This is a genomic window from Enterococcus gallinarum (assembly GCF_021496385.1).
Taxonomy (GTDB): domain Bacteria; phylum Bacillota; class Bacilli; order Lactobacillales; family Enterococcaceae; genus Enterococcus_D; species Enterococcus_D gallinarum.
The window spans coordinates 1214087-1230905 of sequence record NZ_CP050816.1; the positions used below are offsets into that span (position 1 = coordinate 1214087).

A 16819-nucleotide genomic window follows, 5' to 3' on the forward strand; every position below is an offset into this window, starting at 1 on the left:
TTAGCGAAACTCTATAATAAAAGAAAAAATAAATTTAGGAGAAATACATGGTGTATGATTATCTAATCGTTGGTACAGGACTATTTGGCTCGGTTTTTGCTTATGAAGCAGCTAAACGGGGACACTCGGTGAAAATGTTGGAAAAACGAGCACATATTGGTGGCAACTGTTATACAGAAAAACAAGTCGGAATTGACATACATAAATATGGTGCGCATATCTTTCACACATCGAGCAAAAAAATTTGGGACTACGTCAATCAGTTTGCTGATTTTTATCCCTATATTCATGAACCTATTGCAAACTATAAAGGTGAGCTATATAATCTCCCCTTCAATATGAACACGTTTTACCAATTATGGGGAACCAAAAGACCAGATGAAGCTCGCATCAAACTAATGGCTCAAATTGAAAAGACAGGAATAAAAAGACCCCGAAATTTAGAAGAACAAGCTCTTTCTTTGGTGGGGACAGATATTTATCATAAGCTGATCAAAGGCTATACGGAAAAACAGTGGGGACGAGGATGTGCTCAGCTACCTTCTTTTATTATTAAAAGACTGCCGGTCCGGTATACATTTAACAACAATTATTTTACGGATACTTTTCAAGGCATTCCAAAATTGGGCTATACAGAAATGATTCAAAAAATGCTTTCAAATCCACTGATTGAAGTTTCTTTAGAAACTGATTTTTTTGCAGACCGTACGCGTCATGAAGCATCAACCAAGAAGATTGTTTATACTGGAATGATTGACCAATATTTTGATTATTGTTACGGGGAGTTGGCCTATCGTTCTTTAAATTTTGAAACTGAAACATATGATACAGATAATTATCAAGGAACAGCAGTCATGAACTTTACAGACAGTCAAACGCCCTATACGCGAATCATTGAGCATAAACATTTTTGTCCAGTTGTGACAAAAAAAACAGTTGTCACGAAAGAATTTCCAAAAACTTGGCGGAAGGGAGACATTCCTTACTACCCAATTAACGATCAAATCAACCATGCACTGTATCGCAAGTATGAAAAATTAGCGCATCAGCAAAAAAAATGTTTATTTGGTGGGCGTCTAGCAAACTATCGTTATTATGATATGGATGATACGATTGCAGCCGCTTTAAAACTAGTCAAACATGAATTTCAAGCAGAGTAACTTCTTTTATGGAAGAGGTTGCTCTTTTTTTGTCCCGATTCTGGGACAAAACGTAACTTTTTTACTAGTTATGAAATAATGAATTGTCCTATCTTTTAAAAATAGGACTAGGGGAAGCTTATAAAAATAGTTTTATGAAAGGGGAGAAAAATAAACGTAATGAGTAAAAAGAATAATTATCGAAAGTTGCTACGCTCCAATAAGAGTGAACGCTACAAGATGTATAAAAGCGGAAAACATTGGGTCTATGCAACGATCACTTCTTTTACTGGCATTGCTGGATTGAGTATCACACCAATCGTGGCGCATGCTTCAGAAATCACACCGCCTTTAGATGCAAGTAAAGAAGCAAATGCCGAGAACGTCTTGGCAAATAAAACGAATGCCAAAATTCCTGCTTCATCGACGCAAGAAAGTGAGGCTACTTCACAATCTGAAAGCATGCGTCCATCGGAAAGTTTTTCTGAATCCGAAAGCAACACCCAGTCACAAAGTGCGACAGAGTCAACGAGTGTAACAGAATCACAGAGTAGGAGTGATTCAGAAACTGAAAACAATGCTACCAGTATCGAGGCATCTCAAAGTGTTTCTGAATCAATGAGTCTTTCGGAAGAGAAGAGCGGATCTGAATCAGAAAGTTTGAGTATCTCTGAAAGTGCCTCGATTTCTGAAAGTGGCTCATTGTCGTCAAGTGCCTCAGAATCGACAAGTCTATCGTTGTCACAATCGACAAGTGGCTCTCATTCAACTTCAGTAAGTCAAAAGAACCAACCAAAACAAACTGTTTCCGAAAAAAATAAAGTGGAGTCACAAAAAGCACAAGATCTCTTCGATCAATTAGTACCCAAGAAAGTACAAGCGTCGGTTGACACCACGACGAATGCATTAGAAATTGTTGTCAAAGATGGCAAATCACCAAGCACATCTTTGATTCGGGCAGCACAACAATATGCTAGTGCCAATAATTTGATTGCTAGTTTTGCCATCACCACCCAATCAGGGCAGATTGTTAAAATCAATGTTTCTGCGGATCCAGATATGGGCCGAGAAGAATTTGAGCAGGCAATCAACGATGGTAACAAAACCAATTCACCTTCTGGGGTGACGGTTGATGTTCCGGACCAAGTGAAAAATAAGGAATTATACAAGCAAACAGCTATTGCTAATGGCACTTATGCAGCAGTGAATGACTGGGCTACGCTGAAAGCAGCATATGGAAATGCTTCGATTACCTATATTGAGGTAACCGCTAATATTACGGCAGCTACCAATGTGGCTACCCGTGATTTAGGATGGCGGGCAACGAGTGTGATTATTGACGGTAATGGGTTTACAGTCAATATGGCAGGAGCAGCATTTAATGTAGGGACAAGTTCTACAGTTCGCGGTTCTATCTTTACGATCACAGATGTGAATTTGATTCATTGGCAATCAGGTACCAACTCAGGAGACAGTGGCACAGGTAATGCAGATGGAGTGATCGATTCACGATCAGCAACCGGAGGTTATGGGTACTGGTACTTCAATATCAATAATGTGACTCTCGAAGGCCGAGATGGTGTTAGCGGGACAGATACCGCTTACCAACCACGACGATTGCTGGATGCAGAGGACAGTCACGTTACTTTATCAGGTAAAGTCATCGCAAATGTCAAACAAGAATTGATGCAAATTGGTGAAGTAGCAATCGCTAACGGAGCCCATGTAGAGTTGAATCGGACAGCTGGTACTACCGGCTACTCCATGTTTTACTATATGGCAATCCGTGGCAATAATGCGAGTGATACAGGATTCAATCACACCTTTAAAGTGGGCGATGGCGCGACAATTATTGGAAACGAGCTTAGTACCTATAACAGCAACAACTATCCCCTTGTCTATTATGGATTTAACTCAATTACTGTCGGAGATGACGTAACTTGGAAACAAGACGGTTTCCAAATGCTACTCGATTTTTCTCGTTACTCGGGAAGTCAATCAAATGACCGAACCGCAACTTTTGGTCAAAATCTTCAAATGACGGCAACTCGTACAGTAGGTTCCAACTCGCTAAACGTCACGAATAGAGCGGTTGTTACATTTAATGCAGGAACGGTACTTGATCTGCAACAATGGAATGCCAACACTGTTGTGAACGTGGCTTCCGGTGCAACAGTTCGCTTTATTTCACCGCGGGCATTGCACTTAGCCCGTCTAACTTCTTCAGGAGCTGTTTCGGCAGGTCGATTGATTACCGGTTCGGGAACATTTGTCATGAATAATTCTCAGATCAGTACATGGCAAGGCAGCAGTAGCCAAACCGCTGCTCCAGAAGGCAACCGTAACTTAAAATTCGTGGAAATGACTATTTCAGGTTCGACAACAACTATTAAAGATACGGCTGGAAATGTTACTACATCTAACATTGTAGACACTTCTACCCGTGAATTAGCGACTGTTGCGATTGCGCCAGGAACCGTAACCGTAAATTATGTTGATCAGTACGGCAATATTATTAAAACTGTTGATATGCCAATTGATCCAGACGTTAATTACATTGGTGAGTATCTTGATTTGCAAACATTGGAGTATGCCAATGAGTTAATGCCTGAAAATTATATGTGGGCAATCGGTACCCAAGTTGCTAGTTCAGCTAAAAATGATGGTCAAAGCGGCGGAGATAGTACGACTAATGCCGATAATGGGGACAGCTATGGGCAAGCGACGGTTGCGATTGTTCCAATGGAGAACACAAATTATACTTATAATATTTATGTATATGGTGTTGCCAATCATTCGGTTCAGTACCAATATGTCGACGTTAAGACTGGTCAAGTAATCTCTTCTGAGTATATGAATGCTGGTACCGAAGCTTCCGGAACAGATAGAATTCCTGCAAACTATGGGAATGTTATCGATTGGACAAATAGTTACTATACTTCGACTAATTTGCCTCCGGGTTACTATTATGCAACAGGTGCCGTATTGAATAGCAATGTACAGCCTGGATCTACTACAGTCGGAACTGAAGCGAGTCTGACAACCATTTACGTTGCAGCAGACACACAAACTGTCAATGTAACTTTTGTTAATTCAGATGGCCGTCCATTACAAAACCAAGTTGGCACAGTTGCTATCAATGGGACGACTGGTCAAGAACTAAGCTATTCTGACTTAATCGCGGATTACCTAACTCAAGCTGGTTATTATGCAGATCAAACTGGAACATTTGTTTTTGATAGTACTAGTAATAATGGCAGTACAACAGACAGTGATCAACAATTTATTACGATCACTCTTTATCCATCCTATCAAGAAGTCGGTGTCGTTGGTAATAATCAACCTGAATCAGATCCTGCTACAGGGGAAGCATTTGAGCAAATCCCAGGAACTGTCACTGTTGGAAAATATGGTACTTCCGGTGTTTCAAATGAAAGTTTCACTCTTGGGGTGACTGATGCAGATTTAGAGAGAAACGGGTATATCTATACGGTTACAGGACCAGATGGAGTAGTCTACAATACATTAGCGGAAGCTATGGCTGCCAATCAAACTTTTGATACTACCAGCAATGGAGCATCTCAAACGGATTCTTCGCCACAGATGTTTACGGTCAATTATGAACAAGACCCGGTATCATTGTCTACGTCCGAGTCTATTTCGGGAAGCGAATCATTATCAGAATCCATTGTTACTTCTACTTCTGAGTCAGAAAGTGTTTCTCTTTCTCAATCAATTTCAGAAAGTGACTCATTATCAGAATCGATCTCTGTTAGTGATTCAGAATCAATTTCTACATCAATTAGTGCGTCTGTTTCAGTATCAGATTCAGAGAGCAACTCAGTGTCATTGTCTATTTCAGAAAGTGAATCTGACATGAATGACTCGACTTCTGAATCATTGTCAACATCAATCTCTACTTCAACTTCTTTAAGTGATTCAGAATCGGTTTCGATTTCATTGAGTGACTCAGAGTCAACGTCTCTTTCTATCAGTGAATCTGTTTCGGTATCAGACTCAGAAAGTGGTTCGTTATCTACATCTATTTCAGAAAGCGAATCAATGTCTCTATCAATTTCTATTAGTGATTCAGAATCGTTGTCAGAATCCCTATCTGAAAGTATTTCAACATCTATTTCATTATCGGATAGTGATTCAATGTCAGAAAGCCTTTCGGCATCAGAATCGTTATCTATATCAGCTAGTGTATCAGAGTCTGATTCGGAAAGTGATAGTTCCAGCTTAAGTGCGTCTGTTTCTGGATCATTGAGCAACAGTACAAGTGATTCTGAAAGTTTATCTTTATCAGAGTCAGTATCAGTTTCACTCTCGGAATCACTAAGTGAATCCACGTCACTATCTCTGTCAGAAAGTGACTCAGTATCAGAAAGTATTTCAGCATCAGAATCATTATCTGTCGCTATCAGTGAATCGGATTCTTCTTCCCTCAGTGAAAGCATTAGTTTAAGTGAATCTATTTCTGATTCGTTGAGTGCAAGCATGAGTTTATCCGAAAGTTTATCGGAGTCAGAATCGCTCTCAAATTCAATTAGTACGTCGATGTCATTGAGCATTAGCGATAGTAATAGTGAGTCTAGTAGTGAATCAGCCAGCTATAGCGGCAGTACGAGTGTAAGTAATAGCGATTCAACAAGTGAAAGTATTTCTGCAAGTAATTCACTATCAGTAAGTATCAGTGAGTCAACCAGTTTGAGCACATCAATCAGTGATTCATCCTCATTGAGTACAAGTATTTCGGCATCATTAAGTGCGAGCGAATCTGCGAGCTATAGTGGTAGTACGAGCGTAAGTAACAGTGATTCGACAAGTGTGAGTACGTCAGTTAGCGAATCAACATCTACAAGTATCAGTGACTCAATCAGTGCCAGCATATCAGCTAGTGATTCTTTATCGGTAAGTATTAGTGATTCAACGAGCTTGAGTACCTCACTTAGTGATTCATCCTCAGTGAGTGTCAGCGTTTCGACATCACTAAGTGCAAGTGAATCAACAAGTTACAGCGGCAGTACGAGTGTAAGTAATAGCGATTCAACAAGTGAAAGTATTTCTGCAAGCAATTCACTATCAGTAAGTATCAGTGAGTCAACCAGCTTGAGCACCTCACTTAGTGATTCATTGTCATTGAGTACAAGTATTTCCGCCTCACTAAGTGCGAGTGATTCTGCAAGTTACAGTGGCAGCACAAGCGTAAGTAACAGTGATTCGACAAGTACAAGTACGTCAGCAAGTGAATCAACATCTGCAAGTATCAGTGAGTCAACAAGCTTGAGCACGTCAATCAGTGATTCATCATCATTGAGCACAAGTATTTCTGCATCATTAAGTGCGAGTGATTCTGCAAGCTATAGCGGCAGCACAAGCGTAAGTAACAGTGATTCGACAAGTGCAAGTACGTCAGCTAGTGAGTCAACATCTGCAAGTATCAGTGACTCAACAAGCGTAAGTACATCAATCAGTGATTCATCCTCATTGAGTACAAGTATTTCGGCATCATTAAGTGCGAGCGAATCTGCGAGCTATAGTGGTAGTACGAGCGTAAGTAACAGTGATTCGACAAGCGCAAGTACGTCGATCAGTGATTCGTTATCTGTAAGCACAAGTATCAGTAATAGTGAATCCGCAAGCGTAAGTACATCAATCAGTGATTCATCCTCATTGAGTACAAGTATTTCTGCATCACTAAGTGCGAGTGATTCTGCAAGCTATAGCGGCAGCACAAGCGTAAGTAACAGTGATTCGACAAGTGCAAGTACGTCAGCTAGTGAATCAACATCTGCAAGTAACAGTGACTCAACAAGCGTAAGTACATCAATCAGTGAATCATCCTCATTGAGTACAAGTATTTCGACATCATTAAGCGCGAGCGATTCTGCAAGTTACAGCGGCAGCACAAGTGTAAGCAACAGTGACTCGACAAGCACAAGTACGTCGACTAGCGAATCAACATCTGCAAGTATTAGTGAGTCAACAAGCGCAAGTACGTCGATCAGTGATTCGTTATCTGTAAGCACAAGTATCAGTAATAGTGAATCCGCAAGCGTAAGTACATCAATCAGTGAATCATCCTCATTGAGTACAAGTATTTCGACATCATTAAGCGCGAGTGATTCCGCAAGTTACAGTGGCAGCACAAGCGTAAGCAACAGTGATTCGACAAGTACGAGTACGTCAGCTAGCGAGTCAACATCTGCAAGTATTAGTGAGTCAACAAGCATAAGTACGTCGATCAGTGACTCTATGTCATTGAGTACAAGTATTTCCGCATCACTAAGTGCGAGTGATTCTGCAAGCTACAGCGGTAGCACGAGCGTAAGTAATAGCGATTCAACAAGCGCAAGTACGTCGATCAGTAATTCATTATCTGTAAGCACAAGTATCAGTAATAGTGAATCCGCAAGCGTAAGCACATCAATCAGTGACTCATCATCACTAAGCACTAGCGTAAGTATCAGCGAGTCAGCAAGCTTGAGCACGTCAATCAGTGATTCATCCTCATTGAGTACAAGTATTTCTGCATCACTAAGTGTGAGCGATTCTGCAAGTTACAGCGGTAGTACGAGCGTAAGCAACAGTGATTCGACAAGTGCAAGTACGTCAGCTAGTGAATCAACATCTGCAAGTAACAGTGACTCAACAAGCGTAAGTACATCAATCAGTGAATCATCCTCATTGAGTACAAGTATTTCGACATCATTAAGCGCGAGCGACTCTGCAAGTTACAGCGGTAGTACGAGCGTAAGCAACAGTGATTCGACAAGTGCAAGTACGTCAGCTAGCGAATCAACATCTGCAAGTATTAGTGACTCAACAAGCGTAAGTACATCAATCAGTGAATCATCCTCATTGAGTACAAGTATTTCTGCATCATTAAGCGCGAGTGATTCCGCAAGTTACAGTGGCAGCACAAGCGTAAGCAACAGTGATTCGACAAGTACGAGTACGTCAGCTAGCGAGTCAACATCTGCAAGTATTAGTGAGTCAACAAGCGCAAGTACGTCGATCAGTGATGGATTTGAGTCAATACCTCGGACACGATTTGTGAGAATTTTTTCGAGATTCCAGCGGGTGAGTATCTCATCGTTTCGACCAGCGGTCAAACCAAAACCGTTTGACCGCTGATCGAAGCGATGAAGTTGAAGCCCTGTGGAAATCTCGCAAAAAAAATGTAGGTGGTAGCTAGGAACTAAGCTTGCAATGCCAACTCCTCCATCTGATTTGGTGTTAAATAGTTGATACTACTATGGATTCGCTTGCGATTGTAAAATCCTTCAATGTATTGAAATAACGCTAAATGAGCAGCTTCAAAGTTTTCATACGCTTTTGATGGATAGACTTCTTCTTTTTTGAGTGAGGCGTGAAACGATTCGATGCCGGCATTATCGTAGGGACAGCCCTTACGACTGAAGGAGTGCCGAATGTTCAATTCATTCAGCTTTGCCTCATAGGCTTCGCTAGTGTACTGAGAACCCAAATCTGAGTGGATGATTAAGTTCTCGGAGGGTGTTTGGTGTAAGAGCGCATGGTCAAGGGTTTCGATAACCAATTCTTTCGTCATCTGCTTGCCAAACTTCCAACCGATGACTTTCTTTGTGTGGAGGTCTTGGATAGTGGAGAGGTAGGTCCAGCCATCTTTTAGGGTATGAATATAGGTAATATCTGTCACCCATTTTTGATTGATCGACGTAGTGGTAAAATCTTGGTTTAACAAGTTTTACGTCCTTCACTTTTAACTTTCACTTGTTTGCCAGGCTTGTACTTCTTGAGGGTGACTGAACGCAAGCCTAATTTTCTCATCAGTATTTGTACTTTCTTTAGGGACAAGCTCTCGCCACGGCCAACAAGAATCTTATGAATTTTGGGCGCACCATAGATCCCCTTGTTTTCAAAGTAGATTCCTGAAATCAAGCGGTTTAAGCGTTTGTTTTCTGATTGGCGCTTGAAGGCTTTTTCTTCCAGTCATAGTAGCTGGATTTCGGTGCTTCCAAAACGGTACACATTTGTTTTACGTCATGATCATGAACATTTGATTGAATAAATTCGAAGACATCACTCATTTTTACTTTTGAGCGAATATGGTTAAAGCCTTTTTTAGGATGGTGTTTTCCTCCTGCATGCGGGCCATTTCCTTTTTCATTGCTAGGATTTCTGCCTCAGTCATGCCGGTTGCTTCATTCTTTGTATGAAGCTTCTTCCAACGATAAATCGTTTGTGTAGCGATACCATATTGCTCTGCCAGTTCCTCGACCGATTGGCCAGACTGGTTTAAATCTAAGATCGTCTTCTTAAAGTCTTCATCAAATTTTTTATTGGCTTTTGCCATCGTGGACACGTCCTTTTCTTAGTAGTTAGATTCTACCAAATCGTGTCCATGAAATCATCCTAACATCAGTGATTCGTTATCTGTAAGCACAAGTATCAGTAACAGTGAATCCGCAAGTGCAAGTACGTCGATCAGTGAATCATCCTCATTGAGTACAAGTATTTCGGCATCATTAAGCGCGAGTGATTCTGCAAGTTACAGCGGTAGTACGAGCGTAAGTAACAGTGAGTCGACAAGCGCAAGTACGTCAGTCAGTGATTCATTGTCAGTAAGCACAAGTATTTCCGCATCACTAAGTGCGAGTGATTCTGCAAGCTACAGCGGTAGCACGAGCGTAAGTAATAGCGATTCAACAAGCGCAAGTACGTCGATCAGTAATTCATTATCTGTAAGCACAAGTATCAGTAATAGTGAATCCGCAAGCGTAAGCACATCAATCAGTGACTCATCATCACTAAGCACTAGCGTAAGTATCAGCGAGTCAGCAAGCTTGAGCACATCAATCAGTGATTCATCATCATTGAGCACAAGTATTTCTGCATCATTAAGCGCGAGCGACTCTGCAAGTTACAGCGGTAGTACGAGCGTAAGCAACAGTGATTCGACAAGTACAAGTACGTCAGCAAGTGAATCAACATCTGCAAGTATCAGTGAGTCAACAAGCTTGAGCACGTCAATCAGTGATTCATCCTCATTGAGCACAAGTATTTCTGCATCACTAAGTGCGAGCGATTCTGCAAGTTACAGCGGTAGTACGAGCGTAAGTAACAGTGATTCGACAAGTACAAGTACGTCAGCAAGTGAATCAACATCTGCAAGTATCAGTGAGTCAACAAGCTTGAGTACGTCAATCAGTGATTCATCCTCATTGAGTACAAGTATTTCGGCATCACTAAGCGCGAGTGATTCTGCAAGTTACAGCGGTAGTACGAGCGTAAGTAACAGTGATTCGACAAGTACAAGTACATCAATCAGCGATTCGTTGTCTCTGAGCACAAGCATTTCTGCATCACTAAGTGCGAGCGATTCCGCAAGCTTCAGTGGTAGCACAAGTGTAAGTAATAGCGAATCGACAAGTACGAGTACGTCGATCAGTGATTCATCATCATTGAGCACAAGTGTAAGTAACAGTGAGTCAACAAGTACAAGCACTTCGATCAGTGATTCATTATCAGTAAGCACAAGTATCAGTAATAGTGATTCAACAAGCGAAAGCACGTCACTAAGTGATTCTTCGTCGCTAAGTACAAGCGTAAGCAACAGTGAATCAACAAGTACAAGTACGTCGATCAGTGATTCATTATCTGTAAGTACAAGTATTAGTAATAGTGAATCCGCAAGTGTAAGCACGTCAATCAGTGACTCTATGTCATTGAGTACAAGTATTTCAACATCACTGAGTGCGAGTGATTCTGCAAGTTACAGTGGCAGCACAAGCGTAAGTAACAGTGACTCGACAAGTACAAGTACATCAATCAGCGATTCGTTGTCTCTAAGCACAAGTATTTCCGCATCGTTAAGTGCGAGTGATTCTGCAAGCTATAGCGGTAGCACGAGCGTAAGTAATAGCGATTCAACAAGCGTAAGTACGTCAATCAGTGATTCATCCTCATTGAGCACAAGTATTTCTGCATCACTAAGTGCGAGCGATTCTGCAAGTTTCAGTGGTAGTACGAGCGTAAGTAACAGTGATTCGACAAGTACAAGTACGTCAATGAGTGATTCATCATCACTAAGCACGAGCGTAAGTAATAGTGATTCAACAAGCGTAAGTACGTCAATCAGTGATTCATCCTCATTGAGTACAAGTATTTCGGCATCATTAAGCGCGAGTGATTCTGCAAGTTACAGCGGTAGTACGAGCGTAAGTAACAGTGAGTCGACAAGCGCAAGTACGTCAGTCAGTGATTCATTGTCAGTAAGCACAAGTATTTCCGCATCACTAAGTGCGAGTGATTCTGCAAGCTACAGCGGTAGCACAAGTGTAAGTAATAGCGATTCAACAAGCGAAAGCACGTCACTAAGTGATTCTTCGTCGCTAAGTACAAGCGTAAGCAACAGTGAATCAACAAGTACAAGTACGTCGATCAGTGATTCATTATCTGTAAGTACAAGTATTAGTAACAGTGAATCAGCAAGTGTGAGCACGTCAATCAGTGACTCTATGTCATTGAGTACAAGTATTTCCGTATCACAAAGTGCGAGTGATTCTGCAAGTTACAGCGGCAGCACAAGCGTAAGCAGTAGCGATTCAACAAGCGAAAGTACGTCAGTCAGCGATTCATCCTCATTGAGAACAAGTATTTCGACATCACAAAGCGCGAGCGATTCTGTAAGCTACAGCGGCAGCACGAGCGTAAGTAATAGTGATTCGACAAGTGCAAGTACGTCGATCAGTGATTCATTATCTGTAAGCACAAGTATCAGTAATAGTGATTCCACGAGTGTAAGCACGTCATTAAGTGACTCATCGTCACTAAGTACAAGTATCAGTAACAGCGAATCAGCAAGTGTGAGCACATCAATCAGTGACTCCATGTCATTGAGCACAAGTATTTCCGCATCGTTAAGTGCGAGTGATTCTACAAGCTATAGCGGCAGCACAAGTGTAAGTAACAGTGACTCGATAAGTACAAGCACATCGCTAAGTGATTCTTTATCTGTAAGCACAAGTATCAGTAACAGCGAATCATCAAGTGTAAGCACATCAATCAGTGATTCATCCTCATTGAGTACAAGTATTTCTGTATCACAAAGTGCGAGCGATTCTGCAAGCTACAGCGGCAGCACGAGCGTAAGTAACAGTGACTCGACAAGTACAAGTACGTCGATCAGTGATTCATTATCTGTAAGTACAAGTATCAGTAACAGTGATTCCACGAGTGTAAGCACGTCATTAAGTGACTCATCGTCACTAAGTACAAGTATCAGTAACAGCGAATCAGCAAGTGTGAGCACATCAATCAGTGATTCATCCTCATTGAGTACTAGTGGTTTGGTTTCACAAAGTGCGAGCGACTCTGCAAGCTACAGCGGTAGTACTAGTGCAAGTATTAGTGAATCAACAAGTACAAGTACGTCAGTTAGCGATTCGCGGGCTAGTGAAAGTCAAAGTTATAGCAGTAGTACTTCAGCCAGCTTGAGCCTGAGCACAAGTGTCAGCACTTCAGTCAGTGATTCTGCTTCAATTAGTTCAAGTATCAGCAACAGTGAATCGAATAGTATGAGTACGTCAATCAGTGATTCACGTTCTAGTATGAGTGAAAGCTATAGCAGCAGTACTTCGGCAAGTATTAGTCAAAGTACTAGTGACAGTTCTAGCTACAGCAGTAGTACCTCAGCAAGCATTAGTGCAAGCACTAGTGATAGTACAAGTATTAGTAATAGTGCTTCTGTAAGTATGAGCGAAAGTTTGAGTATCAGCACATCAATAAGTGACTCGTTGTCAATCAGTGCAAGCTTGAGCAATAGCGATAGTCTTTCAGAAAGTAGATCATTTGCAAGTGAAAGTCAAAGCTACAGCAGTAGTACTTCTGCAAGTCTGAGTCTCAGCACAAGTACTAGTATTTCATTGAGTGATTCATCGTCAACTAGCATGAGCAACAGTACCAGCTTGAGTACTAGCTTGAGCCAATTGACAAGCGACTCGCTTTCCGAAGGGATTAGCTTAAGTAATAGTCTAAGTAATAGTTTCAGTAATAGTACTTCAGCTAGTACGAGTTTGAGCTCTAGTACAAGTCTAAGTGAACAACTATCTCAATCAGTAAGTGCCAGCGAGTCACGGAGTGATAGCGTCAGCTATAGCAGCAGCACGTCAATTAGTACGAGTGAAAGCAGCAGTACTAGCTTGAGCGAATTACTATCTCGTTCAGCCAGTGCCAGTGAGTCGCGGAGCAATAGCTTAAGTCAAAGCACAAGTACTTCCTTTAGCGGAAGCAGCAGTACTAGCTTAAGTTTAAGTGAAATGAACTCTCAATCAACAAGTGCTAGTGAGTCACGGAGTGATAGTGTAAGCAACAGCATGAGCACTTCAATCAGTGATAGCTTGAGTGCAAGTACTAGCTTAAGTGATTTACTATCTGATGTTAGGATGATTTCATGGACACGATTTGGTAGAATCTAACTACTAAGAAAAGGACGTGTCCACGATGGCAAAAGCCAATAAAAAATTTGATGAAGACTTTAAGAAGACGATCTTAGATTTAAACCAGTCTGGCCAATCGGTCGAGGAACTGGCAGAGCAATATGGTATCGCTACACAAACGATTTATCGTTGGAAGAAGCTTCATACAAAGAATGAAGCAACCGGCATGACTGAGGCAGAAATCCTAGCAATGAAAAAGGAAATGGCCCGCATGCAGGAGGAAAACACCATCCTAAAAAAGGCTTTAACCATATTCGCTCAAAAGTAAAAATGAGTGATGTCTTCGAATTTATTCAATCAAATGTTCATGATCATGACGTAAAACAAATGTGTACCGTTTTGGAAGCACCGAAATCCAGCTACTATGACTGGAAGAAAAAGAAGCCTTCCAAGCGCCAATCAGAAAACAAACGCTTAAACCGCTTGATTTCAGGAATCTACTTTGAAAACAAGGGGATCTATGGTGCGCCCAAAATTCATAAGATTCTTGTTGGCCGTGGCGAGAGCTTGTCCCTAAAGAAAGTACAAATACTGATGAGAAAATTAGGCTTGCGTTCAGTCACCCTCAAGAAGTACAAGCCTGGCAAACAAGTGAAAGTTAAAAGTGAAGGACGTAAAAACTTGTTAAACCAAGATTTTACCACTACGTCGATCAATCAAAAATGGGTGACAGATATTACCTATATTCATACCCTAAAAGATGGCTGGACCTACCTCTCCACTATCCAAGACCTCCACACAAAGAAAGTCATCGGTTGGAAGTTTGGCAAGCAGATGACGAAAGAATTGGTTATCGAAACCCTTGACCATGCGCTCTTACACCAAACACCCTCCGAGAACTTAATCATCCACTCAGATTTGGGTTCTCAGTACACTAGCGAAGCCTATGAGGCAAAGCTGAATGAATTGAACATTCGGCACTCCTTCAGTCGTAAGGGCTGTCCCTACGATAATGCCGGCATCGAATCGTTTCACGCCTCACTCAAAAAAGAAGAAGTCTATCCATCAAAAGCGTATGAAAACTTTGAAGCTGCTCATTTAGCGTTATTTCAATACATTGAAGGATTTTACAATCGCAAGCGAATCCATAGTAGTATCAACTATTTAACACCAAATCAGATGGAGGAGTTGGCATTGCAAGCTTAGTTCCTAGCTACCACCTACATTTTTTTTGCGAGATTTCCACAGGGCTTCAACTTCATCGCTTCGATCAGCGGTCAAACGGTTTTGGTTTGACCGCTGGTCGAAACGATGAGATACTCACCCGCTGGAATCTCGAAAAAATTCTCACAAATCGTGTCCGAGGTATTGACTCAAATCCAATCTAGATCAGAGAGTGCGAGTGAATCGCGAAGTGACAGCCTGAGCTATAGCGGCAGCACATCGATTAGTAACAGCTTAAGTTTAAGCACGAGCCAAAGTGATTTAGTATCTAGATCTGAAAGTGCAAGCGAATCACGTAGTTTCAGCACGAGTGATAGTGCAAGCACATCGATCAGCAATAGCGCTAGTGCAAGTGACAGCTTAAGTGATCTATATTCAAGATCGAATAGTTCTAGCCTTTCAACAAGTGACAGTACAAGTACCAATGATTCTGTCTCAGCAAGTGCTAGTGAAAGCACTAGCACCTCACAATCAATTAGTACGAGTCTAAGCGAATCGGCATCAATCAGTACGTCGCTTAGCGAAAAACAAGAAGTGATTGAGTCTCAAAGTGTGAGTGCTTCAACAAGTGATTCACAAAGTTCGAGTATAAGTGAATCAGTTAGCGTCAGCATCAGTACTAGCGAAAGCGAGCGGAATAGTACGGTGGTTTCACCTAGCGAATCAACTTCGATTAGTGAAAGTATTAGTACGAGTGAAAGTTTCCGAGATTCTGAATCGGTTAGTGCAAGTGACAGTACAAGTTTGAGTCAATCAATGAGCACTAGCGACCAAGTCTCTGCTTCTGAGAGTATAAGCGACAGCTCCAGCACTCGTGATTCTGAGTCTGAAAGCGCAAGTATTTCTACGGAAGAAAGCCGCAGTTTCAGTACAAGTGAGTCAATTTCTGCAAGTGAAAGCACATCGATTAGTCAAAGCGAAAGTGCAAGTATGAGTGAACCAGCCAGTGAAAGTACAAGTACGAGTGACAGTGAACGTGACTCAATGTCGAATAGTGCAAGTGTAAGTGATTCGAATTCAATGAGTGAAAGTACAAGTACGAGTGAATCCGTTAGCGAAAGCACAAGCATTAGTGATAGTGAGCGTGATTCAATGTCGAATAGTGCGAGTGTAAGTGATTCGAATTCAACGAGTGAAAGTACAAGTACGAGTGAATCCGTCAGTGAAAGCACAAGCATTAGTGACAGTGAACGTGATTCAATGTCGAATAGTGCAAGTGTGAGTGATTCGAACTCAACAAGTGAAAGCCTGGATGTGAGTGAATCAGCTAGCGAGAGCACAAGTATCAGTGATAGTGAACGTGATTCAATGTCGAATAGTGCAAGTGTAAGTGATTCGAACTCAACAAGTGAAAGTCTAAGTGTGAGTGAATCAGCTAGCGAAAGCACAAGCATCAGTGATAGTGAACGTGACTCAATGTCAAGCAGTGCTGAGACAAGTGAATCTGGCTCTACAAGCGATAGTACAAGTGCTAGCAACTCTGCTAGTCTGAGTGAAAGCTTTAGTGCTTCTGATCGGGACTCCGTCTCTATGAGCGCAAGCGAATCAATCAGCGAAAGTATAAGCGTTAGTGAATCTGCTTCGTTAAGTACAAGTACAATTGATGTCAACTCTGAAATCGTCAGTGACTATCATAGTAATAGTTTGTCTGAAAGTCTTTCAGAACTACAATCACAATCAACTAGTCAAGATCATTCACTTTCAGAAAGTGCATCAATCAGCGGATCTACTTCAACTCCTACAAATTCCGAGCAGAATAATGCAACGAATGGAAATACAGGAACGTCACAAGGCAACATAGGAGTGAGGGGACATGCGACTGGAGCCACTCTTCCTAAGACTGGTGAATCTGATGCAAGCGGTAGTCAAATGTCTCTTGCTGGAATTGCCGCGCTGTTAGCTGCGATTGCTTTAATGAAAAAGAAAAAAGATGCAGCAAAGCGTGAAACGGATTAATCAGTTCCTTTCAGTTTATGAAGGGCTGGGATAAATTTCCTAGCTCTTCTAAAATGATAGAAGTGTTACTACTCA

At 41.5% G+C, this 16819-nt stretch carries 7 protein-coding genes and 1 pseudogene; 5 read left to right on the forward strand and 3 right to left on the reverse strand.

The features are described from left to right. The first annotated feature begins 47 nt into the window (after nt 1–47). Both glf and HED61_RS05865 read left to right on the forward strand, forming a co-directional pair. Nucleotides 48–1160 carry a UDP-galactopyranose mutase gene (glf, locus tag HED61_RS05860; protein ID WP_176333182.1) on the forward strand — a complete coding sequence of 371 codons (1113 nt, stop codon included), beginning with the start codon at nt 48–50 and terminating at the stop codon, nt 1158–1160. Between the two features lie 159 nt (nt 1161–1319). Then, nucleotides 1320–8279, forward strand: coding sequence for a KxYKxGKxW signal peptide domain-containing protein (locus HED61_RS05865; RefSeq protein WP_234981415.1), 6960 nt, complete (start codon nt 1320–1322; stop codon nt 8277–8279). Nucleotides 8280–8343: 64 nt separating this feature from the next. Here the strand turns inward: HED61_RS05865 and HED61_RS16970 are convergent, their stop codons facing one another. From HED61_RS16970 to HED61_RS16980, 3 genes are all read right to left on the reverse strand, one after another. Continuing rightward, on the reverse strand, nt 8344–8868 hold the full coding sequence (locus HED61_RS16970) for an IS3 family transposase (protein ID WP_333473818.1): 525 nt from the start codon (nt 8866–8868) through the stop codon (nt 8344–8346). Then, the gene (locus HED61_RS16975) at nt 8862–9065 is read right to left on the reverse strand and encodes an IS3 family transposase (protein WP_333473819.1); all 204 of its coding nucleotides are present in this window, start codon (nt 9063–9065) and stop codon (nt 8862–8864) included. The genes HED61_RS16970 and HED61_RS16975 overlap by 7 nt, the downstream gene beginning before the upstream one ends. Before the next feature lie 151 nt (nt 9066–9216). Beyond that, nucleotides 9217–9480, reverse strand: coding sequence for a transposase (locus tag HED61_RS16980; protein ID WP_081117400.1), 264 nt, complete (start codon nt 9478–9480; stop codon nt 9217–9219). A 61-nt stretch (nt 9481–9541) separates the two neighbouring features. On the opposite strand from HED61_RS16980, the pseudogene HED61_RS05875 reads away from it, so the two are divergent. The 3 genes and pseudogenes from HED61_RS05875 to HED61_RS05885 form a co-directional block, all read left to right on the forward strand. Further along, nucleotides 9542–13603, forward strand: a pseudogene (locus tag HED61_RS05875) (hypothetical protein); the annotation flags it as partial. A 25-nt stretch (nt 13604–13628) separates the two neighbouring features. Next, nucleotides 13629–14770, forward strand: a protein-coding gene (locus HED61_RS05880) for an IS3 family transposase (RefSeq protein WP_142429341.1) whose coding sequence is annotated in 2 segments (ribosomal slippage) — nt 13629–13857 and nt 13857–14770 — 1143 coding nt in all. Because the reading frame shifts where the segments join, the coding sequence is not laid out codon by codon here. A 105-nt stretch (nt 14771–14875) separates the two neighbouring features. Further along, entirely contained in the window at nt 14876–16744 is a 1869-nt protein-coding gene (locus tag HED61_RS05885; RefSeq protein WP_234981416.1) for an LPXTG cell wall anchor domain-containing protein, read from the forward strand. The last annotated feature ends 75 nt before the right edge of the window (nt 16745–16819 follow it).

What these genes read in the sequence shown, in the direction of transcription:
- glf (WP_176333182.1), top strand. Translation starts at nt 48, where the DNA reads ATGGTGTATGATTATCTAATCGTTGGTACAGGACTATTTGGCTCGGTT.
- HED61_RS05865 (WP_234981415.1), top strand. Translation starts at nt 1,320, where the DNA reads ATGAGTAAAAAGAATAATTATCGAAAGTTGCTACGCTCCAATAAGAGT.
- HED61_RS16980 (WP_081117400.1), bottom strand. Translation starts at nt 9,480, where the DNA reads ATGGCAAAAGCCAATAAAAAATTTGATGAAGACTTTAAGAAGACGATC.
- HED61_RS05885 (WP_234981416.1), top strand. Translation starts at nt 14,876, where the DNA reads ATGAGATACTCACCCGCTGGAATCTCGAAAAAATTCTCACAAATCGTG.